The following is a 21,527-nucleotide window of genomic DNA, read 5'->3' as shown; positions in this document are numbered from 1 at the left end:
GAGGAGAAGGGAAGCTACGCAAAGGACAATGCCCCGAACGCTTCGGGGCATTGTTCTTGAAGAGCCAACCCATAGAAATCCGGAACGCGGCTACACCTTAATGTCGATGGCCGCAGGTTCGTTCCGGCTTTCCGAGACAGGAGAGTCTCCAGCACTTTTGTCGCTCGGCTTGGACGGCTGCCCGGTTACACCGTTGTCTGTCGATTTATCTTCTTGCTTGGCCGGCTCAACGGCTTCGTTCGTTTCGTTAATGCTTGATATCAGCTCTCCGATTTTCTGATTCGTGGAATGAATGTGGCCTTGGAGCTCCTGTGCCATTTCACGTTTCATCTTGAAGGTCGTATTCTCTGCATTCTCAAGCATCAACGATTTTCCCGAGTCGTTATGTGGATTATGTTCCAGCATAGCCCGATCCATGCGCACTTCGCCTTCCAGACGGGTAATGCTGCCCTTCATATCGGTTTTTTGGCTCACCATTTTACTGAGCTGGTCGTATGAAACGCTTTTCTCGATGACGGCCACGAGATGGGGGTCCAGCTCGGGCTTCGTTTCCTGGGGAGCAGGCGTGGAGGGCTGCGCCTCCTCCGTCTTCTGCTTGATTTCCTCCGCTCTAATTTCCGAGATCCGCATTTCGATCTGTTGAATGTTGCTTGTGATCGATCTTACGCGCTCCGCTTTGATTTTGGAGTCAAGCTCCGCGTTGGAGTTAACCTTCTGGAGCTCCTCTTGCCATTTTGCTTTTTGCTTGTTAAGCTGCTGGATTTCGCTGTCTCGGGGCGAAGCTGCGTGGGATTTGGGTGATGTCGGGACGGATTGGGAACCGCTGATTCTGTAGTTCATGGGAATTCCTCCGTATGGGTACTTCTTCCTATTGCTATCGGAAGATCGCGAGCCTTTAATTAGAACGGATGAAGCTCCTTTATTCCTGAAGCGTCCGATCGCATTTTTTTCAGCATTTTCCTTGAACTCCCTTCCTTGCCCCGCATTGCCCAAACTGATAAAATGTAAAGATATAGTTAGACCCGTGAGAGAGGGGTACATTCGATATGCTTGGACTGGTCAAAAAAATATTCGGAGATGCCAATGAACGTGAGGTGAAGCGACTTCTTAAGACCGTAGATCAGATCAACGGACTGGAAACCGGGATTGCCTCGCTTAGCGACGATCAGCTTCGCGACAAGACGCAGGAATTCCGCGGACGCGTCGCTAAGGGCGAGTCGTTGGACGATATTTTGCCGGAGGCGTTCGCGGTCGTCCGGGAAGCTTCCAAGCGCGTGCTTAATATGCGCCATTTCGACGTGCAGCTCATCGGGGGCATGGTGCTTCATCACGGCAAGATCGCCGAGATGAGAACCGGAGAAGGCAAGACGCTCGTCGGCACGCTTGCGGTCTATTTGAACGCCCTGCAGGGCGAGGGCGTTCACGTCATCACCGTGAACGATTATCTGGCGCAGCGGGATAGCGCGCTCATGGGACAAATCTACAGCTTCCTGGGGATGACGGTGGGCTGCAACCTTCATGGTCTGTCTCATGAAGAGAAGCAGGAAGCTTACGCTTGCGATATTACTTACGGCACGAACAACGAGTTCGGGTTTGATTACCTGCGCGACAATATGGTGCTTTACAAGGAGCAGATGGTTCAGCGTCCGCTTCGTTATGCGATCATCGACGAAGTCGATTCCATTCTCGTCGACGAAGCCCGTACGCCGCTTATCATATCCGGTCAAGCCCAGAAGTCTACCGAGCTGTATTACGCGGCCGATCGTCTTGTCAGCCGCCTGACCGATACAGAGGACTTTACCGTCGACATCAAGATGCGCAGCATCGCCTTAACCGAGACGGGGGTTACCAAGGTCGAGCGCGCGTTCAACATCGACAACCTGTTCTCGCATGAGCATGTCACGTTGAACCATCACGTTAACCAGGCGTTGCGCGCCCGTTACATTATGAAGCGCGACGTCGATTACGTCGTTCAGGAAGACGAAGTCGTCATCGTCGACGAATTTACGGGCCGTCTGATGGCCGGCCGCCGTTACAGCGAGGGCCTTCATCAAGCCATCGAGGCGAAGGAGCAGCTCACCGTACAGAACGAGAGCATGACGCTTGCGACGATTACGTTCCAGAACTACTTCCGAATGTACGGCAAGCTGGCCGGCATGACCGGTACGGCAAAGACGGAGGAAGAGGAATTCAAGCGGATCTACGGTCTGGAGGTTGTGCAGGTGCCGACCAACCGTCCGATGATCCGTACCGATATTCCGGATGTCGTCTACAAATCCGAGAACGGCAAGTACAAGGCGGTTGTCGAGGAGATCGTCAGCCGTCATGCGACGGGACAGCCTGTGCTCGTCGGCACCGTCTCGATCGAGAACTCCGAGCGCATCTCGGAGATGCTGAAGAAGAAGGGTGTCACCCACCAGGTTCTCAACGCCAAGTACCATGCCGAGGAAGCCGCCATCATTACGAACGCCGGCCAGTATGGCACAGTAACGATTGCGACGAATATGGCCGGACGCGGTACGGACATTCTGCTCGGCGAAGGCGTGGCTGACAAGGGCGGCCTGCACATTATCGGTACGGAGCGTCACGAATCGCGCCGGATCGACAACCAGCTGCGCGGCCGTGCGGGACGCCAGGGAGATCCGGGGTCCTCGCAGTTTTACCTGTCCATGCAGGACGAGCTAATGAGAAGGTTTGGCGCAGACAACATCATGGGTATGATGGAGCGGCTTGGCTTCGATGAGGAGTCTCCTATTGAGAGCCGCCTCATTACAAGGGCGATCGAGTCTGCCCAGAAACGCGTCGAAGGCAGCAACTTCGATACTCGAAGAATTGTCCTTCAGTACGACGACGTAATTAACCTGCAACGGGAGAGAATCTACGGAGATCGCCGGGCGATTCTCAATTCCGACAATATTCGCGAGATCATTACCGGAATGATCCGCTCGGTCATTGCCAAGGCGGTCGAAAGCCACTGTCCCGACAACGACGTGCCGGAGGATTGGGACTTCGACAGCTTGATTACCTACGCGCATACGCACTTCCTTCCGGAGGATCGTCTGACGAAGGACGATCTCTGGGGCAAGGAAAAGGAAGAAATGATCGAGATGCTCGTCGAGTCGGTGAACAAGCTCTACGACGAACGCGAAGAAACGATCGGCCTGGAGACGATGAGGGAATTCGAGAAAGTAGTCGTCCTTCGCGCGGTAGACAGCAAGTGGATGGATCATATCGACTCCATGGATCACTTGCGCCAAGGCATACATCTGCGCGCCTACGGAGGAAACGATCCGCTTCGCGAATATCAATTCGAAGGCCATAACATGTTCCTCTCCATGATCGAAAGGATCGAGGAAGAGGTTACCCTCTACATTATGAAAGCCCAGGTGCAAGCCGCGCCCAAGCGTGAGGCCGTTGCGGAAGGACAAGCCGTTGACGCGAAAGCGGAGGAAGGTCCGAAGAAGCCGAAGACCCGCAACGTCAGCGCTGTCGGTCGCAACGATCCATGCCCGTGCGGAAGCGGGAAGAAATACAAAATGTGCCATGGCCGCATAGACTGATTAAAGCCTGAATCAACGAGGCGCAGCCGCGTTGCCGGCACAAGATTTCGACGAGGTGATTCAACGATGTTCGAGCTAGATGTTTCCGTTAAGCAAGACCTTCGCGCGAATGCGAAGCGACTTCAGCAACTTAGGGGGTCTCTTTGACTTAGATCTGAAGAAAGAACAGATCGAGAACTACGAAGTCAAAATGAGCGATCCGAATTTCTGGGACGATAACGAGAAGGCGCAATCCCTTATCGGAGAGATGAACGCCATCAAGTCGGTTGTCGATCAGTACGAAGGCTTGGCGAGCGAATGCCGCGATCTCGAAGACATGCTGGAGATTTTGGAAGAGGAAGCCGACGAGTCCATGGCGGGCGAGTGGAACGAAAGTGTAGGGAAGCTTTCCGCCAAAGTCGACGCCTTCGAGCTGCAATTGCTGCTGAATCAGCCTTACGACAAGCTGGACGCGATCCTTGAGCTTCACCCCGGAGCCGGCGGCACCGAGTCGCAGGATTGGGCCCAGATGCTGTACCGGATGTACACGAGATGGGCGGAGAAAAACGGCTTTAAGGTTGAGTTGCTGGATTATCTTCCCGGCGACGAGGCGGGTATCAAGAGCGTAACGATTCAAGTGAGAGGCCACAACGCATACGGCTACCTGAAGGCGGAGAAGGGTGTGCATCGACTGGTGCGAATCTCTCCGTTCGACGCTTCGGGGAGACGACATACTTCCTTTGTATCCTGCGATGTCGTGCCGGAGATCAACGACGAGATTCAGGTCGACATCCGTCCGGACGATCTTCGCATCGATACCTATCGTTCCAGCGGAGCGGGCGGCCAACATATCAATAAAACCGATTCGGCTATTCGCATCACCCACTTGCCCACCGGCATTGTCGTCGCTTGCCAGACGCAGCGCTCGCAGATTCAGAACCGCGAGAAGGCGATGAAGATGCTCCAGTCCAAGCTCTACGAGCTTAAGATTCAAGAGCAGCAGAAGGAGCTGGCCGAAGTGCGCGGCGAGCAGATGGAGATTGCCTGGGGCAGCCAGATCCGCTCTTACGTTTTTCACCCGTACAGCATGGTCAAGGACCATCGGACATCCGTTGAGACAGGGAATGTAGGCGCGGTGATGGATGGCGATATCGGCTCTTTCATCGACGGCTACCTGCGCAGCCAGATCAAGCAGGAAGTCCAGTAAGCCTTGTAATTCCGACAGAACCTCCTGCGCGATCTTGCGCAGGAGGTTCTTTTGCGTCATTAAGCGAGTGAGGCGCCCCTCTGCGTGGAATCGGAGGAGGCGTCCCTGCCTCCGCAACCATCTGTAAATCCTAAGCTTTCCGTATATAATGAAAGATGAGGTCTCATGGCTTCTTCAACCGGAGAACAAGCAAGCCGCGGGATGCCAACCGATTAAAGCGAGATGAGGTTCACGCCATGGTCCAGAATGAAGAGAGAGCGACCTTGATTCCAACTCTTCCGAACAAGCGAAGATCGCCGCGATTCTCTAAGCGCACATATACGATCTTCAGTTATATTTCTATGCTGCTGGGTGCTTTTTTCATTGCGGCCAGCTTTAACCTGTTCCTTCTGCCGAATCAGATCGCTTCAGGAGGCATCTCCGGTATTTCCGTCATTATATATACGCTTGCGCAGATTCCCCCCGCCTATACGCAGTGGGCATTGAACATCCCCCTTTTCATCGCGGGGGTGCTTGTACTGGGCAAGCATTTCGGCATGAAAACGGCAGTGGGCTCGGTGTGCTTGCCTTTGTTTGTGCTGTTGACCTCTCACTGGACGCCGCCGACTCACGATCCGCTCCTTGCCGCTTTATACGGTGGTCTGGGAGTCGGCGTCGGCCTGGGACTTGTTTTTCGCGGACGAGGATCGACGGGCGGACTGGATGTCGCGGCGCAAATTATACATCGAGTGCTGGGTCTGCGTCTCGGCTTGGCGGTGGCGACGCTCGACGGTCTGGTGATTCTGTCGGCGGGGTTGTTCATTTCGCTCGAAAACGCGCTGTATGCGCTGATCGGCTTGTTTACGACGAGCAAGACCATTGATCTGATTCAGTCCGGACTGCAAACCTCCAAAGCCGCCTTTATCATCTCCAAGTGCCCCGACCGCGTATCGGGAGCCATCCTTCACGAGCTGGACAGGGGGCTGACAAGGCTTCAAGGGGTGGGCGGCTACACAGGCGACGATCGTCCGGTTCTGCTGGTAGTCGTCGGACAGAACGAAGTGGTCCGGCTGAAGCTGCTCGTTCGCGATGCGGACCCGGACGCGTTCGTGATCATCACGAACGCAGCCGAAGTGCTGGGGGAGGGCTTTCACGAAGATCGGTTTCAATAGAGCCGGCGAAAGTGACCGACAGACGAAGCCGATCACCTGCCCGGAGACAGCCCGATATGCGGGAAAAGAGCCGATAGGGGCATAGCGATGAGGGATAAACTTATATTTAAACGGCCATTGAATAAATAATACTTCGGATGTATAATAATACATATTTCAAATTCGGCCCCATCTTCACATCCGTTCTTTCATTCGCCAACGTAATCCGTTACAATTGAGGATGGTTTTTGCTCCGCGCATGGCGGAGGCAATGCGTTATACAAGCCATACTTTTTTATACGCAGGGGGAATATCCTTATGAATGCAAAGCTGATTCGCGCGGCAATTGTCGGGTCCACCGGCTACGGCGGAGTAGAGTTGATCCGATTGCTGCAATCTCATCCTAACGTAACGGTCACCTCCGTGATCTCCTCCTCGACCGCAGGGACTCCGATCGCCGAGGGCTTCCCCCATCTGACGGAGATTCGCACGGATCTGTTGGACGGACTCGATATTCCAGCCATTCGCGACAAGGCGGATGTCGTATTTCTGGCTACGCCGCATGGCGTAAGCATGAAGCTGGCGCCGCAATTTCTTGAAGCGGGCTTGAAGGTGATCGATCTGTCCGGCGATTTCCGATTGAAGTCGGGCGATGTTTATAAACAATGGTACAAGCACGAGCCTGCCGACAAGGCGCTGATAGACCGGGCAGTGTACGGCTTGGCGGAAGTGTACGGAGATCAGGTGCCCCGGACGGACTTTATTTCCAATCCCGGCTGCTTTACAACCTCCGCGCTGCTTGGACTGTATCCGGCGGTGAAGGCGGGCTGGGTTAATCCCGACAGCCTGATCATCGACGCGAAGTCCGGCGTTTCCGGCGCGGGTCGCGGCTTGAATCTGAGCGCTCACTATTCCGAGATCAACGAAAATTTCAAAGCCTACAAGGTGAATAAGCACCAGCATACGCCGGAGATCGAGCAAGTGCTGTCCGAGGCGGCGGGGCGTCCGGTCGTGACGACGTTCACGACTCACCTCGTGCCGATGACCCGCGGCATCATGACAACGATGTACGCGACCTTGACGGAGCCAAGATCGAGCGCGGACTTCGTGGAGCTGTACCGTCAGTTCTATGAAGGACGCAAGTTCGTGCGCGTCCGCCCGGAAGGGCATTGGCCGGCGACGAAAGAGGTCTACGGCACGAACTACTGCGACATCGGGTTCTCGGTCGACGAGAGAACCGGTCGCGTGACATTCATTTCCGTCATTGACAACCTGGTGAAGGGCGCGGCTGGCCAAGCCATTCAGAATTTGAACCTGCTCATGAATTGGGACGAGACGCTCGGGCTTCAATTCACGCCGGTGTACCCTTAATATACGGACGAGAGGAACGAACCGACAATCATGGGAAAACAAAGCTACAAGATCGTGGAGGATGGCGGCGTAACAACGCCTAAGGGCTTTAAGGCGGGAGGTCTTCATTGCGGCTTGAAGAAGACGGAGCGCCACGATCTGGGGGTCATTGCGTGCGAGGTTCCGGCTGCTGCCGCTGCCGTATATACGACGAATTTATTCCAAGCGGCTCCGCTTCTGGTCACGCGGGAAGCGCTGGACAAGGGCGGCGTTCTCCGCGCGGTTATCGTGAACAGCGGCAACGCCAACGCCTGCACGGGAGCGCAGGGGGAAGCGGACGCCCGCGCGATGCAGGCGAACGCGGCGCTGGCGCTCGGCGTCGGCGCAGATGAGGTAGCGGTGGCCTCCACGGGAGTCATCGGCGAGCTGTTGAAGATGGACCGGGTAAATGCCGGCATTGAGAAGCTTCCCGGCAAGCTGAGAAGCGACGCTCAAGGCTCGGATGATTTCTGCCAGGCGATTCTTACTACGGATCTCGTGAAGAAGGTTAGCTGCGTGACGCTGGACGTTGACGGCAGAACCGTAACGATCGCGGGGGCGGCGAAGGGCTCCGGCATGATTCATCCGAACATGGCGACGATGCTCGGCTTCGTCACGACGGATGCGCTCATCGGATCTTCCCTGCTGCAAGAGGTGCTTCGCGAAGTGACCAACGTGAGCTTTAACATGATTACGGTGGATGGCGATACAAGCACGAACGACATGCTGGTCGCAATGGCCAGCGGCTTGGCCGAGAACAACGAGCTTACCCGCGAGCATCCGGATTTCGCCGCGTTTGCGGACGGCTTGCGTCATGTGTGCGCGGAGTTGGCCAAGGCGATCGCGCGGGATGGCGAAGGCGCTACGAAGCTGATTGAGACGACGGTGGTCGGCGCGAGCAGCGACGAAGCCGCGCAAGCGATCGCCAAGACGATTATCGGCTCCAGTCTCGTGAAATCCGCTGTCTACGGCGCGGATGCCAACTGGGGACGTATCATTGCCGCCGTAGGACGTGCCGGACAGCCGGTCGACGTGGCTACGGTCGATATCCGCTTGGGAGAGATTGTCGTTCTGGAGCAGTCCCGTCCGATTCCTTTTGACGAGGAGCTGGCTTTGGCTTACTTAAAGGGCGATACCGTCGGCATTCACGTCAACCTTAACATGGGCAGCGGGCAGGCTACGGCTTGGGGCTGCGATCTGACGTACGATTACGTGCGTATCAACGCTGCGTATCGGACGTAAGGAGAGGAAGAGGGACATGAGCAAACGACGATTCGTCATGAAATGCGGGGGGAGCACGCTCGCGGCGCTCCCGGACGTATTTTTTCAGGATTTGCGCGAGCTGCAATCGCAAGGCGTTGAGCCGGTTATCGTGCATGGTGGAGGACCCGCCATTAACGAAACGCTAGGCAAGCTGGGCATCGAGAGCCGCTTCGTGAACGGACTCCGCGTGACCGACGAGGCGACGCTGGATGTCGTGGAGATGGTGCTGGCGGGACGCATCAACAAGGAGATCGTTCGCAAGCTGCAGCAGAACGGAGCGCAATCGATCGGACTCTCCGGCACGGACGGCAAGCTCATTCTGGCAAAGCCGGTCGAGAACGCGAACGAGGTCGGTCTTGTCGGGGACGTTACCGGCGTGAATGCGGCGATGGTAGAAGGCATCATCGGCTTGGGCTTTTTGCCCGTGATCGCCCCGATCGGCATCGACGAGGCCGGTCAGCGGTACAATATTAACGCAGATACGGCGGCAGGAGCGGTCGCGTCTTCTCTCGGCGTCGATACAATGATCGTCGTGACCGATGTGCCGGGCATTATGCGCAGCGTGGACGGGAAGAAACAAGTGCTTCCTCAGGTTACGTTCGCGGAGATCGAAGAGATGATTCGCACGGAGGAAATCTACGGCGGCATGATTCCGAAGGTGCGAGCCGCTATGAGCTGCCTGCACGGCCAAGTGAAGGAAGTGCTGATCGTGGACGGCTCCATCGAACGCGTACTAAGCCGGGCGCTCGCGGAAGGCGACATTGGGACCCGAATCGTCAGAGCCTAGAGAGGCCAAGGAGATTCGGCGGATAAAGGAGAGATACGAATGAGTGAAAGCGCGATGTTCTCGACGTATGCAAGATATCCCATTACGCTGGTGAAGGGGAAGGGCAGCCGGCTGTGGGACGATCAAGGGAAGGAATACCTTGATTTCATGAGCGGGCTGGCGGTAACCAATCTTGGCCATGTGCCGGATGCGGTCAAGGATGCCCTGGTGAAGCAGCTCGACCAGCTTTGGCATGTGTCCAATCTGTTCAGCAATCCGAACCAGGAGAAGGCGGCAAGGCTGCTGGTCGACAATAGCTGCGCCGACGCGGTGTTCTTCTGCAACAGCGGCGCAGAGGCGAACGAAGCCGCGATCAAGCTTGCCCGTCGCTATCAGCAGAAGCTGAAGGGCAACGACCGTTATGAGGTAATTACCTTTAACCAGTCGTTCCACGGACGAACGCTCGCAACGCTGACCGCAACGGGACAGGACAAAGTCAAGGAAGGCTTCCTGCCTTTGCCGGAAGGGTTCGCGCACGTGCCTCTGCACGACCTGGCGGCGCTCGAAGCGGCGGTGAACGACAAGACGGCGGCGATCATGCTGGAGCTGGTGCAAGCCGAAGGCGGCGTCATCCCCGTCGATCCGGACTTCCTGCGGGGAGTGCGCGCTCTGTGCGATCGCCATGGCCTGCTGCTGATCCTCGACGAGGTTCAGACCGGAATGGGGCGTACAGGCAAGCTGTTCGCCTACGAGCATTACGATGTGGAGCCTGACATCTTCACCTTGGCCAAGGGCATCGGAAGCGGCTTCCCTGTCGGCGCGATGCTGGCGAAGGCGCACGTGAGCCCCGCATTCGTGCCTGGCGCGCATGCGACGACATTCGGCGGCACGCCGATTGCGATGGCGGTAGTCGCAGCTACGATCGAGACGATGCTTAAGGAGAATGTTGTCGAGCGCGCGGCTGAGGCTGCAGATTACCTGCTGGCGCAGCTTCACGAGAAGCTGGATGGGCTGCCGAACGTCGATCAGGTGCGCGGCAAGGGACTGCTTGTCGGCATCCTATGCCATGGGCCTTCCGCCGAAGCGATCGCGGAGCTGCACAAGCGGGGCTTGCTGGTTGTACCGGCCGGTCCCAACGTCATTCGACTGCTTCCGAATCTGCTCGTTACGCACGAAGAGATCGATACGGCAGTCGGTCTGATTGCAACCGTGCTTGCGGAGCAAGCGGCCGCCAAGCCCGTTAGTTCTTAAATCAGCCGTTCTTCGCGAAGGCGCAAGGGCGTTGTATCTTACTATTAAAGGAGGCGGCAGCCTTGACTACGGCAGCGAATCTGGAACAGCTCGCCATTCAATTGAAGGGCCGCGACTTTCTCGGTCTGGTGGATTACTCGCCGGAAGAAATTCGGTATTTGCTCGATCTGGCTATCGATATTAAACGGAAGCAGAAAGCCGGCGAGATCTATCAGCCCTTGAAGGGCAAATCTCTGGGCATGATTTTTGAAAAGTCTTCTACGCGTACCCGCGTCTCGTTCGAGGTCGGCATGTACCAGCTTGGCGGTCAGGCTCTGTTCCTGAGCCGCAACGACATTCAGATGGGACGCGGCGAGACGATACTGGATACGGCACAGGTTATGTCGCGTTACCTCGACGGCATGATTATCCGTACCTTCGGACACCGCAATGTAGTGGAGTTGGCTCGCGGAGCGACGATTCCCGTCATTAATGCGTTGTCCGACCAATCCCATCCGTGCCAGGCGCTGGCCGACTATCAGACGGTCCTTGAGCACAAGGGAAAGCTGGAAGGCCTCAAGGTCGCTTACATCGGCGACGGCAACAATGTGCTCCACTCGTTGATGATGGGCGCGGCCAAGCTGGGGATGAATTTCGCCAGCGCGTCGCCGGAAGGCTATGATCCAAGCGAGCGGTCCGTCCAGTCGTCCAAGGAAGCGGCGGCCGAAACCGGAGGCAGCGTCCAAATTCTCAGAGATCCTCGGGAAGCAATTGAAGGAGCCGATGTCGTCTATACGGATGTGTGGGCGAGCATGGGCTTCGAGGAAGAGCAGAAGGAACGCGAGAAAGCGTTCAAAAACTACCAGATCAACGAGGAACTCGTCAAATACGCTAAAGCGGACTACCTGTTCATGCATTGCTTGCCCGCCCACCGCGGCGAGGAAGTCACCGAAGGCGTGATCGACGGCAAAAACTCCGTCATTTTCGACGAAGCCGAGAACCGTCTTCACGCTCAGAAAGCGATCATGGCCGCAATTATGTAAGCTGCGGAAGGAAGTTGGATAGGCCGATTCTTCAAGGCCAATCGCGTACTCTGACAGGTGTTAGTTGTATAGAGTACAATTAATTAATCGCCTCCGGGTGTCATGTGGCGCATGAATTGTATTTTGTACAACTAATTACGGCGGATTGCCCTTTGCTCAGACGTTTCGTCGGATAGAGTTGTATGAATTGCATCTATTCTGTTTAACGGTAGCTAGAACTCGGTAGTTAGTTGCAGTTTTTGCAATTGTCTTTGATGACCGAATCCCGGCGCACTGAGCGAATGGGAGGGCGGTGGCAGCAACCGAATTCCGGCGCCTATGCGGATGGGAGAACGGTGCAGGGACGAATCCGACAATTCTGAGCGGATGGGAAATCCACCGAGGCAGAGCGCCATCGCATCAGCGGCAAGCCCTCCCGAGCGAAGGGGAGACCCCATTTACGAACGATATTGATTTCAAAGGAGCTACCCATTCCCATGGCAAAAAACAAAATCGTGCTCGCCTACTCCGGCGGTCTGGACACCTCGGTCATCCTCACGTGGCTGAAGGAAACGTACGACGCCGAGATCATCACCTTCACCGCGGACATCGGCCAGAAGGACGAACTCGACGGCCTCGAGGAGAAAGCGCTCAAGACCGGCGCTTCCAAAGTGTACATCGACGATCTCCGCGCGGAGTTCGCCAAAGACTTCATCTTCCCGATGTTCCAAGCGGGAGCCCTGTACGAGGGACAATACCTGCTCGGCACGAGCATCGCGCGTCCGCTCATCGCCAAGCGCATGGTTGAGATCGCGCAAGCGGAAGGCGCAACCTACATCGCGCACGGCGCGACCGGTAAGGGCAACGACCAGGTTCGTTTCGAGCTGACGGCCGCGGCCCTGGCGCCTAACATCGAAGTCATTGCGCCATGGCGCAACGAAGCGTTCCGCGCAGCCTTTCCGGGCCGCGCCGAGATGATCGCTTACGCCGAGAAGCACGGTATTCCGGTTCAGGCGTCGGCCGCCAAGCCGTACTCGACGGACCGCAACCTGCTGCACATCAGCTTCGAAAGCGGAATGCTGGAGGACCCTTGGTTCGATCCGAGCGCGCCGGAGGTCGAGGAGATGTATGTGCTCAGCGTATCGCCGGAGAGAGCTCCGGATCAAGCCGAGTATATCGAGCTCGACTTCGAAGCCGGCAACTGCGTCGCGATCAACGGCGAACGCTTGAGCCCGCTGGACGTGATGGAGAAGCTGAATGAAGTCGGCGGCAAGCACGGCATCGGGCGCGTCGACATGGTCGAGAACCGCTTCGTCGGCATGAAGAGCCGCGGCGTGTACGAAACGCCGGGCGGCAGCATCCTGTTCGCCGCTCACCGCAAGATTGAGTCCCTGACCATGGATCGCGACGTCATGCACCTCCGCGATTCCTTGATCTCCAAATATAGCACCCTGGTGTACAACGGCTTCTGGTTTGCGCCTGAGCGTCTGGCCATCCAAGCGCTCGTGAACGAGAGCCAGAATAACGTGACGGGCACCGTCCGCCTGAAGCTCTACAAAGGCAACATCATCGCCGCCGGACTGAAAAGCCCGGTCAGCCTCTACAACCCGCACATCGCGACGATGGAGGCCGATCCTACGCAAGCGTACGATCAAGGCGACGCTACCGGCTTTATCCGCCTGAACGCTCTTCGCCTGAAGGTTTCTTCCGGCGTCAACGGGGCTTCCGGCATTTAATCGATAAAGAGCAAAAGGGAGAACCGCGCCCGAAGCCTGCCGAACCATCCCCCGTCAGCCGGGGCCATGACGGGAGGCACCTTCGCCGCGCGGCGCTCCCCTTTTGCCGTTCGGAGCAGTTCTTCAGAAGAGAGGGGTATTCGATAAATGAGCAAGCTGTGGGGAGGCCGTTTCACGAAGCAAACGGACCAACTGGTTGAAGAATATACGGCATCGATTACGTTCGACAAGGAATTGGCCGAAGAGGACATCCAAGGTAGCCTGGCGCACGTGACGATGCTTGGCAAATGCGGCATTCTCCCGGCCGAGGACGTGGAGACGATCAAAGCGGGTCTGCTGAAGGTGCGCGAGAAAATCCGCAGCGGAGAGCAGCGGTTCCTGATCGCCGACGAAGACATCCACATGAACATCGAGAAGGCGCTGATCGAAGAGGTCGGACCGGTCGGGGGCAAGCTGCATACGGGACGCAGCCGCAACGACCAAGTCGCCACCGACATGCACCTGTACCTTCGCAAGCGTGTCGTCGAGTTCGTAGAGATGCTGCGCAAGCTTCAATCGGCGCTGATCGGACAAGCCAAACAAAACCTCGACACGATCGTGCCGGGCTACACGCATCTTCAGCGGGCGCAGCCGATTCTGTTCGCACATCACCTGATGGCGTACGTCTCGATGTTCGGCCGCGATATCGAGCGCCTGCAGGACAGCTACAAGCGCGTCGACGCGCTGCCGCTCGGCGCTGGCGCTTTGGCCGGCACGACATTCGCGATCGACCGCCACTTTACGGCGGAGCAGCTGAATTTTGGCCGCGTCTACGAGAACAGCCTCGATGCCGTCAGCGACCGCGACTTCATTGTCGAATTCCTGGCCGGGGCATCGCTGATCATGACGCACCTGTCCCGCATGAGCGAAGAGCTGATTCTCTGGTCCAGCACCGAGTTCCAGTTTGTCGAGCTCGATGACGCCTTCTGCACCGGCTCCAGCATCATGCCGCAGAAGAAAAACCCGGATGTGCCGGAGCTCGTCCGCGGGAAGACCGGCCGCGTCTATGGCAACCTCGTCGGCCTGCTGACCGTGCTGAAGTCGCTGCCGCTTGCCTACAACAAGGACATGCAGGAAGACAAGGAAGGCATGTTCGACACGGTCAAAACGCTGCAAGGAGCGCTGCAGCTGTTCGCTTCCATGATCGAGACGATGAAGGTGCGCAAGGACAAGATGCGGCGCGCCGTCGACCAGGACTTCTCGAATGCGACGGACATTGCGGACTTCCTCGTCGGCAAGGGCTTGCCTTTCCGCCAAGCGCACGAAGTCATCGGCAAGACTGTTCTGTACTGCATCCAGCAGAACAAGTTCCTGCTCGATCTGACTCTGGACGAGTTCAAGCAATTCTCCGAGCTGTTCGACGACCGGATCTATGCCGTGCTTCAGCCGGAAGCCGTCGTCAACGCCCGCGACGTCTACGGCGGCACGGCAACTCCGCAAGTGGAGGCCGCCATCGCGCGCGCGGAAGCCGGGCTTTCCCGCACGGCGGCATGGGTCGAGGAATACGAGGAAAGAAGCCGGTAAACCGGATCATTCAGCATAAAGAAGCGCGCCCTGCCGGAATCTTCAGGGGCGCGCTTCTTCTTAATATCGGAACGGGATAATCTTGCTGTCCGGGCGATCCCGATCCGAAGGCTTTGATTATATCGGCTCTATGATCTCCCTGCTAGGTTCCCCGGACGGAGGTGTCTCGCTGCGGTCCGTCTGCGGGATCTTCCCGCTGCCATTGGGAAGCAGCCGCGGATCGTCCGGATGAACGGCGATCAGCGTATCCTGAGTGCGATACGTATCCTTGGACAGTTTCTTCCGCTCCGCAACGATCCCATCGACGCTCTTGATCAGGAAGGCTTCGACGACGTAGCCGCTGGCGCCCTTCTGAACCAGCTTCTGCTGGCCAGGCGTGACGGCGGGGTCGGCGACGAACTGCGTCTTCGGCGGATTCACTTTCAGCTCGGCCGTTTCCGTGCGATACGATACGTTGTCCGGCATCGTTCCGAACAGCTTGACGGTGACGGTCTTGTCGCTGACGACCGTACGAATGAGCAGCTGTTTGCCCGTCGAATTGCGAAACTTGAAGTTGACGTAGCCATCCGCGAACGTCGCGTCCAGACCGCGCGGCAAGTAGCTGACAGGCAGGGAATGGTTGCGCCGCTCGACAATCTCAAGCCCGGTCAGCAGAGCGGCATTGTACAGCGTGCTCGAAACCTGGCAGATGCCGCCGCCGATGCCCGGAGTAAGCTTGCCCTTGAGAATGACGGGAGCTTCCTTATAGCCGTATTCCTTCTCTGCCTTCGCGACGATTTTGCCGTATTCGAATACTTCTCCAGGCTTCAGCAGGGTGTCGTTCAAAGCCTTCGCGGCTGCCGTCACATTGTGAGAGCGACCCTCGCCGCTGGTGGCGAAGGAGGTCGTGAACTCCACAAGCTTGCGCTCCAGGCCGTCCTCCTTCAGACGAGCGACCGTGATTTCCGGAGGGACTTCCAGAACAGCCGCTTCGACCCGATGAACCTGATTTCCTCCGGTATCGGCGAGAGAGGCGGGCGCGAGCTTGCGGATTTCCCGAATGGCGCCTTCCAGCTCGATACGCCGCCCCATCCGTTCCGGCTTGTAGACGACGGTATCCCGCTCGTCGATCGTTCGGGTCGCATTCGCTCCCGTCTCCTGAATGAGGCTTCCCCACGCCTGATTGGCGGTTCGGGATAATACCGCTTCATCCCAGGCGACGTTAATGCCGTAGGATTCGCTTGGCATTCCCTGAATCCGTTGCTTCGCCCGTTCCCACCAGGAATAGCCGCGATGGCGTTCGATTGCCCGAATCGCTTCCTCGGCCTGTATGTCCAATCCTAATTCCTTAAGCGACAGCACGGCGACACCAGCGCTGGCATTCGATTCCGACGATAGATTCAAGCCGTTCGAATCGAGGGTTACCTGAGTCGCTTCCAGCTCCGAGATTCGCGAGTTCAGCTTTACAATCGCCGCATCGGGGGACAAGCCGCCGAGCGCTAAGCCTCCTACGCTGAACTCCTCCGGAAGCGCCTCGTCGCTGCCGTAGCTCATTGCGCTGCCTACGCCGGCCCCGACCATCATCAACAGGATGATCATCGTGATTAGACCTATTTTTTTCATGGCGACCCGCCCCTTCAGAAAATCATACCTTTTTTACAAATGTTCCTAAATACATATACGATCTGCCGTCCAAATTGTTGTACCGCTACATTAAAAAATTCTCAAAAAATTCCGCGAACCCAGACAGGGTATAGGATTGTCTCGGTCATGTCGACACAATTCTCCCCGGAAACCATCGACAGAGAGAGGAATATCGGGCATGATGTCGAAGTATCTAAAGTCTGAATCTTAACAGGAAGTGATAATGCGTGATTGAAATGCAGGACATATCGAAGACCTATGCAGACGGTACGACGGCGCTTCATGGCATTAACGTCGTCATCGACCGGAATGAATTCGTATATATCGTGGGTCCGTCCGGAGCGGGCAAATCCACGTTCATGAAGCTGATCTACCGGGAGGAATACCCGACCAAAGGCCAAATATCGGTTAACGGATTTAATATAGGAAAGCTCAAGCATCGCAAAATTCCGTTCGTCCGCCGCAACATCGGAGTTATTTTCCAAGACTACAAGCTGCTTCCCAAGCTTACGGCTTTTGAGAATGTAGCGTTCGCCATGGAAGTGATCGAGACCCCTAGCCGTCTTATCCGACGCCGCACGATGGAAGTGCTGGAGCTTGTGGGGCTGAAGCACAAAGCCGGCAGCCTGCCGGCGCAGCTCTCAGGGGGAGAGCAGCAGCGCGTCGCCATCGCCCGGGCCATCGTCAACAACCCCGCGGTCATCGTCGCGGACGAACCTACAGGCAACCTCGACCCTGAGACCTCCTGGGGAATTATGAACCTGCTGGAAGAGATCAATTTTCGCGGTACGACCATCGTGATGGCCACGCATAACAAAGAAATCGTAAACACCATGCGCAAGCGCGTGATCGCCATCGAGCGCGGCGAGATCGTTCGGGATCAGCTGAGAGGGGAGTACGGCTATGAAAATTAGCACTCTCTTCCGGCATTTGCGCGAAGGCTTAAAGAACGTCGGCCGTAACGGCTGGATGACATTCGCCTCCTTAAGCTCCATCGCCGTTTCGTTATTTATCCTCGGCATATTTATGCTGCTGGCTTTGAACGTCAACAAGCTGGCGGATCAGTTGGACAATCAGGTTCAGATCAACGTATATCTCCAGGTCGATACGGCCAAGGAGAAGGCGGAAGGGATCGAACGCTCGATCAAGCGGATTCCGGAAGTGAAGTCCGTCACCTTCGTCTCCAAGGAGGAAGGCTTGAATCGCTTCCGCGAGAGCATGGGGGATGAGGGCAAGGAAGCGTTGGACGGCTATGACAAGGAGAACAACCCGCTGCCCGACGCATTCGAGATCGAAGCCTTCGATCCGCAGCAGATCGCTTACATAGCCAAGCAGATTGAAGCGATTAACCTGACCGATCCCGACAAGTCGATCGCGAAGATCAAGTATGGCAAAGACACGATCGAGAAGCTGTTCAGCATCACCAACGCAGTGCGCAATATCGGAATCGTGATCGTGCTCGGCCTGACCGTGATGGCCATGTTCCTGATCTCTACGACCATTAAGATGACCATTCTCGCCAGACGTCGGGAAATCGCCATTATGAAGCTCGTCGGCGCGACCAACAGCTTTATCCGCTGGCCTTTTTTCATCGAAGGGGCGATTATCGGATTTTTCGGCTCGCTGCTCAGCGCGTTGATTCTGCTCTTCGGATATTCGCAGCTCGTTGAATCGACCAGCGCGACAGTCGGCCTGTATATGCTGCAATTTGCAGGCATGGACGAAGTCAGGAGCATGGTCGGAGGAACGCTTTTGGCTTTGGGAACGCTTCTAGGAATTTTTGGCAGCACGATTTCCGTCCGCAGATATCTAAGAGTTTAAGGATAAGCAACAGAGAATGGAGAACGAGGGGCCATCATCTGAAGGAGGACTATTGTGAAAAGCAAAATGCTGCTGTTGATCGCCATGCTGCTGGTTACGGGAATGCTCGTCAACCCTTACGAAGGACAGGCCCAGTCGGAGCTTGAGAAAATCGAGCAGAACCTGAAGAAGGTCAAGCAAGATATGGAGCGTGCGGCCCACAACCAGAGATACGCGGAAAAGTCGGTCCTGGAGCTGACCGGCAAGCAACAGGCGACCAAAGAGGATATCGAGCAACTGCTCAGCCGAATCGAGACGGTTCAGAAGAGGCTGGAGAACACGCAGAATAAAATCGCCGCGGCCGAGGAAAAGCTGCTGCAGACCGGGCAGGAGTTGGAGGATGCGATCAAGCAGCGCGACAACCGCGACGAGCTGATGGCTAACCGGGTCAGAATGGCTTATACGGCAGGTCCGGTATCCTTCCTGGATGTGCTGCTGAGCGCGGCCAGCTTCTCCGATTTCCTGGATCGGTTCGATGCCGTCGAATCGATCGCCTCCCAAGATCGCAGCATTCTGGACGAGAAGAAGAAATATGCGATCGAGGTCGCCGATCTGAAGAAGCAAAGCGAGCAGGAGCTTGTGGAAATCAAGAAGCTGTACGAGGAAGTCGAGAGCCATAAGAGCTCGCTTGAGCAGGAAGAGAAGGACAAGGAAGTGCTGATCTCCAAGCTGGCCAAGGAAATCGAGGATATGGAGGAAATCAGCGAGGAATCCGAACGCCAGTTGACAGAGCTTGCCAAGGAAGCTTCGGCTCTGGAAGCGAAGAAGAATCGGATTAAGACCTATTACACAGGCGGGAAGCTGGGCATGCCGCTGAAATCGGACTATCGGATGTCCTCGGCCTTCGGTTATCGGAATCACCCGATTACGGGGAAGAAGAAGCTGCATGCGGGCATGGATATGGCTGCGCCCAAGGGGACGCCGATCTATGCGGCCGAGACGGGCGTCGTAACGATCGCCCAATCGTGGAGCGGCTATGGCAATTGCGTCATTATCGATCACGGCGGGGGCTTGTGGACGCTGTACGGGCATATGAGCGAGATTCTGGTCGAGAAAGGCGAGACGGTCAAGCGAGGAGACAAGATCGGGCTTGTCGGTTCGACCGGACAATCGACGGGCAACCATCTGCATTTCGAGGTACGTAAGAATGCCGAGCCGGTCGATCCCGCGCCTTACTTGAAGTAGGAATCGAGGAGCAGCCGATCCTCCGACAATTGCTGTCGGATGTCGGCTGTTTTATATTCGGGCGACTTTAACCGGATTTTGTTGCCATATCAGAAAGTATAAAATTTAGACCGCTTATCCCAACTGATAGCTCGATACAAAACGTCTGCCGCCGTCCAAGGACGGCGAAGCCGTTTTTACTTGTACTATCAGAAAGTATAAGATGCTGACCTCCTTTATACTCATCTGATAGCTCGATACAAAACGTCTGCCGCCGTCCAAGAATGGCGAAGCCGTTTTTACTTGACGATACAGACTTTATAAGTTTCACGCTTATCCTTATCTGTATCGTCTCCGCAAAGCTTCTCCTGCTGTCTGAAGACACCGGAGGTGTTTTTGCTTGTACAAAGCAGATAATTGGAATAAGCTTGACATAATCTACTACTATCGGGTATTCGGGGGAGTGAGGTTCGTGTGGTTTCGAGGTCGCACTGTCGCGGCGCTGCTGGTGCTGACGACAGTCGTTGCCTGCTCGGCGACTTACGCCTTGCTGGAGCTCCCGGACTGGAAGCTGGGCTCTTCCGGGGTAAGCGGCAAAGAAGCCGGTCAGGCGGCACTGCGGGAAGAGGAAGTGAACAAGCTGAATAAAGCGGTTTCGCTTATCGAACGACGCTTCCTGCTGCCCACGGATCGCAACAGACTGCTCGACGGCGCCGTGAACGGCATGGTTGAATCCCTGAGCGATCCGTATTCCGTCTATAAGCCGGAGGAGGAAGCGGAGAAATTCAATGATGCGCTTCAAGGCGCTTTTACGGGGATCGGCGCGGAGCTGAGGGTGGAGAACGGGGCGGTTATCGTCGAATCTCCGATTCGCGGCTCGCCAGCGGAGAGAGCGGGCCTTCAGCCGCTTGACGTGTTGTTGTCCATTAACGGCGAGAGCTTGCAAGGACTGACTTTAAGCGAGGCGGTCACGAAGATCAGAGGGCCCAAGGGGACGAAAGCTAAGCTTAAGGTGCAGCGCAGCGGCCTGGCCGAGCCGCTCGACCTTGAGCTTGTCCGCGACCGCATCGATCTGGAGACGGTCCATTCCGAGATGAGCGAGGACGGCATCGGGTATCTGACGATCAATCAGTTTACGGAAGATACTTCCGCTCAGGTGGCTCAGGAGCTGAAAGCGTTGGAGGCGAGGGGCCTAAAGGTGCTCTTGCTCGATGTGAGAGACAATCCGGGAGGATATTTGCAATCGGTCGTCGAGGTGGCGGATCAGCTGCTGGAGCAAGGGCAGCCGATTGTGCAATCGGAATACCGCGATGGCGAGCGGAAGACGGATGTCGCCCAGAACGGCGCGAAGAATGACCGACGGTATCCGCTGGTCGTTCTTATGAACAAGGGAAGCGCCAGCGCGGCGGAAATACTGGCGGGAGCTCTGAAGCAGTCCGGCGGAGCGGTGCTCATCGGGGAGACGACGTACGGCAAGGGCACGGTGCAGGTTCCCTTTAACGGCGAGCTCGGCGATCGCAGCCTGATTAAGCTCACCGTGTACAAATGGCTTCTGCCGGACGGCACGTGGATTAACGGCGAGGGCATCAAGCCCGACATCCCCGTCGCCCAGCCGGACTACTTCCAGGCTTGGCGTCTTCCTCGCGACATCGAGTTGAAGTATGACACAACGGGCGAATCGGTCAGCAACCTCCAGAGCATTCTTGCCGGCGTCGGCTATCCGGCGGACCGCAAGGACGGCTATTTCAGCGAGGAGACGAAAAGGGCCGTTGAACGGTTTCAGACGAGCGAATCGTTGCCCGTTACAGGAGAGGTGGACGCCAAAACGGCGCAAAGGCTGGAAGAGAGGCTGTATGCGGGCATTCAGAAGCGGGAGAACGATGCGCAGTGGCAAGCGGCGATGAACAAGGCCCGGGAATTGCGGGCGTCCGCCCCGTGACCATAAAACGGCAGAGCCCGGAGGAGGGCCCGGGAGCAGGAATTTAAGGCCCGCCGTCGAATACGTAGGAGGTTGACCTTATGCGGTCAACCTCCT

General features: G+C 56.6%; 16 protein-coding genes. 14 read left to right on the top strand and 2 right to left on the bottom strand.

Translation table 11 applies throughout. The annotated features are described in order from the left end of the window. Window positions 1-90 precede the first annotated feature (90 nt). Window positions 91-840, bottom strand: coding sequence for a FlxA-like family protein (locus tag ACFO1S_RS08035; RefSeq protein WP_204602873.1), 750 nt, complete (start codon window positions 838-840; stop codon window positions 91-93). A 206-nt stretch (window positions 841-1,046) separates the two neighbouring features. Here ACFO1S_RS08035 and secA point away from each other — a divergent pair, with 206 nt between their 5' ends. From secA to argH, 10 genes are all read left to right on the top strand, one after another. Further along, window positions 1,047-3,560 (top strand): preprotein translocase subunit SecA, encoded by a 2,514-nt coding sequence (gene secA / locus ACFO1S_RS08030; protein WP_204602874.1) that lies wholly within the window; start codon window positions 1,047-1,049, stop codon window positions 3,558-3,560. 66 nt (window positions 3,561-3,626) lie between these two features. After that, window positions 3,627-4,746, top strand: a protein-coding gene (prfB, locus tag ACFO1S_RS08025) for a peptide chain release factor 2 (protein ID WP_378126569.1) whose coding sequence is annotated in 2 segments (ribosomal slippage) — window positions 3,627-3,704 and window positions 3,706-4,746 — 1,119 coding nt in all. Because the reading frame shifts where the segments join, the coding sequence is not laid out codon by codon here. A gap of 236 nt (window positions 4,747-4,982) precedes the next feature. After that, window positions 4,983-5,897, top strand: a complete 915-nt coding sequence (locus ACFO1S_RS08020) for a YitT family protein (protein WP_204602876.1) — start codon at window positions 4,983-4,985, stop codon at window positions 5,895-5,897. 297 nt (window positions 5,898-6,194) lie between these two features. Beyond that, window positions 6,195-7,247 carry an N-acetyl-gamma-glutamyl-phosphate reductase gene (gene argC / locus ACFO1S_RS08015; protein ID WP_204602877.1) on the top strand — a complete coding sequence of 351 codons (1,053 nt, stop codon included), beginning with the start codon at window positions 6,195-6,197 and terminating at the stop codon, window positions 7,245-7,247. A gap of 30 nt (window positions 7,248-7,277) precedes the next feature. Next, window positions 7,278-8,507 (top strand): bifunctional glutamate N-acetyltransferase/amino-acid acetyltransferase ArgJ, encoded by a 1,230-nt coding sequence (gene argJ / locus ACFO1S_RS08010; protein WP_204602878.1) that lies wholly within the window; start codon window positions 7,278-7,280, stop codon window positions 8,505-8,507. Window positions 8,508-8,523: 16 nt separating this feature from the next. Beyond that, complete coding sequence (gene argB / locus ACFO1S_RS08005) at window positions 8,524-9,315, top strand: acetylglutamate kinase (protein ID WP_204602879.1); 792 nt, start codon at window positions 8,524-8,526, stop codon at window positions 9,313-9,315. 39 nt (window positions 9,316-9,354) lie between these two features. Further along, on the top strand, window positions 9,355-10,545 hold the full coding sequence (locus ACFO1S_RS08000; protein WP_204602880.1) for an acetylornithine transaminase: 1,191 nt from the start codon (window positions 9,355-9,357) through the stop codon (window positions 10,543-10,545). Between the two features lie 62 nt (window positions 10,546-10,607). Further along, window positions 10,608-11,567 (top strand): ornithine carbamoyltransferase, encoded by a 960-nt coding sequence (argF, locus tag ACFO1S_RS07995; RefSeq protein WP_378126567.1) that lies wholly within the window; start codon window positions 10,608-10,610, stop codon window positions 11,565-11,567. A gap of 476 nt (window positions 11,568-12,043) precedes the next feature. After that, a complete protein-coding gene (locus ACFO1S_RS07990; protein WP_204602881.1) occupies window positions 12,044-13,282 on the top strand; it encodes an argininosuccinate synthase in 1,239 nt (412 codons plus the stop codon). Between the two features lie 147 nt (window positions 13,283-13,429). After that, window positions 13,430-14,845, top strand: a complete 1,416-nt coding sequence (gene argH / locus ACFO1S_RS07985) for an argininosuccinate lyase (RefSeq protein WP_204602882.1) — start codon at window positions 13,430-13,432, stop codon at window positions 14,843-14,845. A gap of 117 nt (window positions 14,846-14,962) precedes the next feature. Here argH and ACFO1S_RS07980 read toward each other — a convergent pair whose 3' ends face one another. Next, on the bottom strand, window positions 14,963-16,447 hold the full coding sequence (locus ACFO1S_RS07980; protein ID WP_204602883.1) for a VanW family protein: 1,485 nt from the start codon (window positions 16,445-16,447) through the stop codon (window positions 14,963-14,965). A gap of 248 nt (window positions 16,448-16,695) precedes the next feature. On the opposite strand from ACFO1S_RS07980, the gene ftsE reads away from it, so the two are divergent. From ftsE to ACFO1S_RS07960, 4 genes are all read left to right on the top strand, one after another. After that, window positions 16,696-17,382: a cell division ATP-binding protein FtsE gene (ftsE, locus tag ACFO1S_RS07975; protein WP_204602884.1), complete on the top strand. Its 687-nt coding sequence runs from the start codon at window positions 16,696-16,698 to the stop codon at window positions 17,380-17,382. After that, window positions 17,372-18,289: a permease-like cell division protein FtsX gene (gene ftsX, locus ACFO1S_RS07970; RefSeq protein WP_204602885.1), complete on the top strand. Its 918-nt coding sequence runs from the start codon at window positions 17,372-17,374 to the stop codon at window positions 18,287-18,289. The genes ftsE and ftsX overlap by 11 nt, the downstream gene beginning before the upstream one ends. A gap of 54 nt (window positions 18,290-18,343) precedes the next feature. Continuing rightward, entirely contained in the window at window positions 18,344-19,513 is a 1,170-nt protein-coding gene (locus tag ACFO1S_RS07965; protein WP_204602886.1) for a murein hydrolase activator EnvC family protein, read from the top strand. A gap of 379 nt (window positions 19,514-19,892) precedes the next feature. Further along, on the top strand, window positions 19,893-21,431 hold the full coding sequence (locus ACFO1S_RS07960) for a S41 family peptidase (RefSeq protein ID WP_378126564.1): 1,539 nt from the start codon (window positions 19,893-19,895) through the stop codon (window positions 21,429-21,431). Window positions 21,432-21,527 lie beyond the last annotated feature (96 nt).

Origin of the sequence: Cohnella boryungensis (assembly GCF_042651945.1) — a bacterium.
Taxonomy (GTDB): Bacteria; Bacillota; Bacilli; order Paenibacillales; family Paenibacillaceae; genus Cohnella; species Cohnella boryungensis.
This window is presented reverse-complemented; position numbering and strand designations above follow the sequence as displayed.

Excerpts from the sequence above, each read along its gene's own strand:
- ACFO1S_RS08035 (WP_204602873.1), bottom strand. The coding sequence starts at position 840 with ATGAACTACAGAATCAGCGGTTCCCAATCCGTCCCGACATCACCCAAA.
- secA (WP_204602874.1), top strand. The coding sequence starts at position 1,047 with ATGCTTGGACTGGTCAAAAAAATATTCGGAGATGCCAATGAACGTGAG.
- ACFO1S_RS08020 (WP_204602876.1), top strand. The coding sequence starts at position 4,983 with ATGGTCCAGAATGAAGAGAGAGCGACCTTGATTCCAACTCTTCCGAAC.
- argC (WP_204602877.1), top strand. The coding sequence starts at position 6,195 with ATGAATGCAAAGCTGATTCGCGCGGCAATTGTCGGGTCCACCGGCTAC.
- argJ (WP_204602878.1), top strand. The coding sequence starts at position 7,278 with ATGGGAAAACAAAGCTACAAGATCGTGGAGGATGGCGGCGTAACAACG.
- argB (WP_204602879.1), top strand. The coding sequence starts at position 8,524 with ATGAGCAAACGACGATTCGTCATGAAATGCGGGGGGAGCACGCTCGCG.
- ACFO1S_RS08000 (WP_204602880.1), top strand. The coding sequence starts at position 9,355 with ATGAGTGAAAGCGCGATGTTCTCGACGTATGCAAGATATCCCATTACG.
- ACFO1S_RS07990 (WP_204602881.1), top strand. The coding sequence starts at position 12,044 with ATGGCAAAAAACAAAATCGTGCTCGCCTACTCCGGCGGTCTGGACACC.
- argH (WP_204602882.1), top strand. The coding sequence starts at position 13,430 with ATGAGCAAGCTGTGGGGAGGCCGTTTCACGAAGCAAACGGACCAACTG.
- ACFO1S_RS07980 (WP_204602883.1), bottom strand. The coding sequence starts at position 16,447 with ATGAAAAAAATAGGTCTAATCACGATGATCATCCTGTTGATGATGGTC.
- ftsX (WP_204602885.1), top strand. The coding sequence starts at position 17,372 with ATGAAAATTAGCACTCTCTTCCGGCATTTGCGCGAAGGCTTAAAGAAC.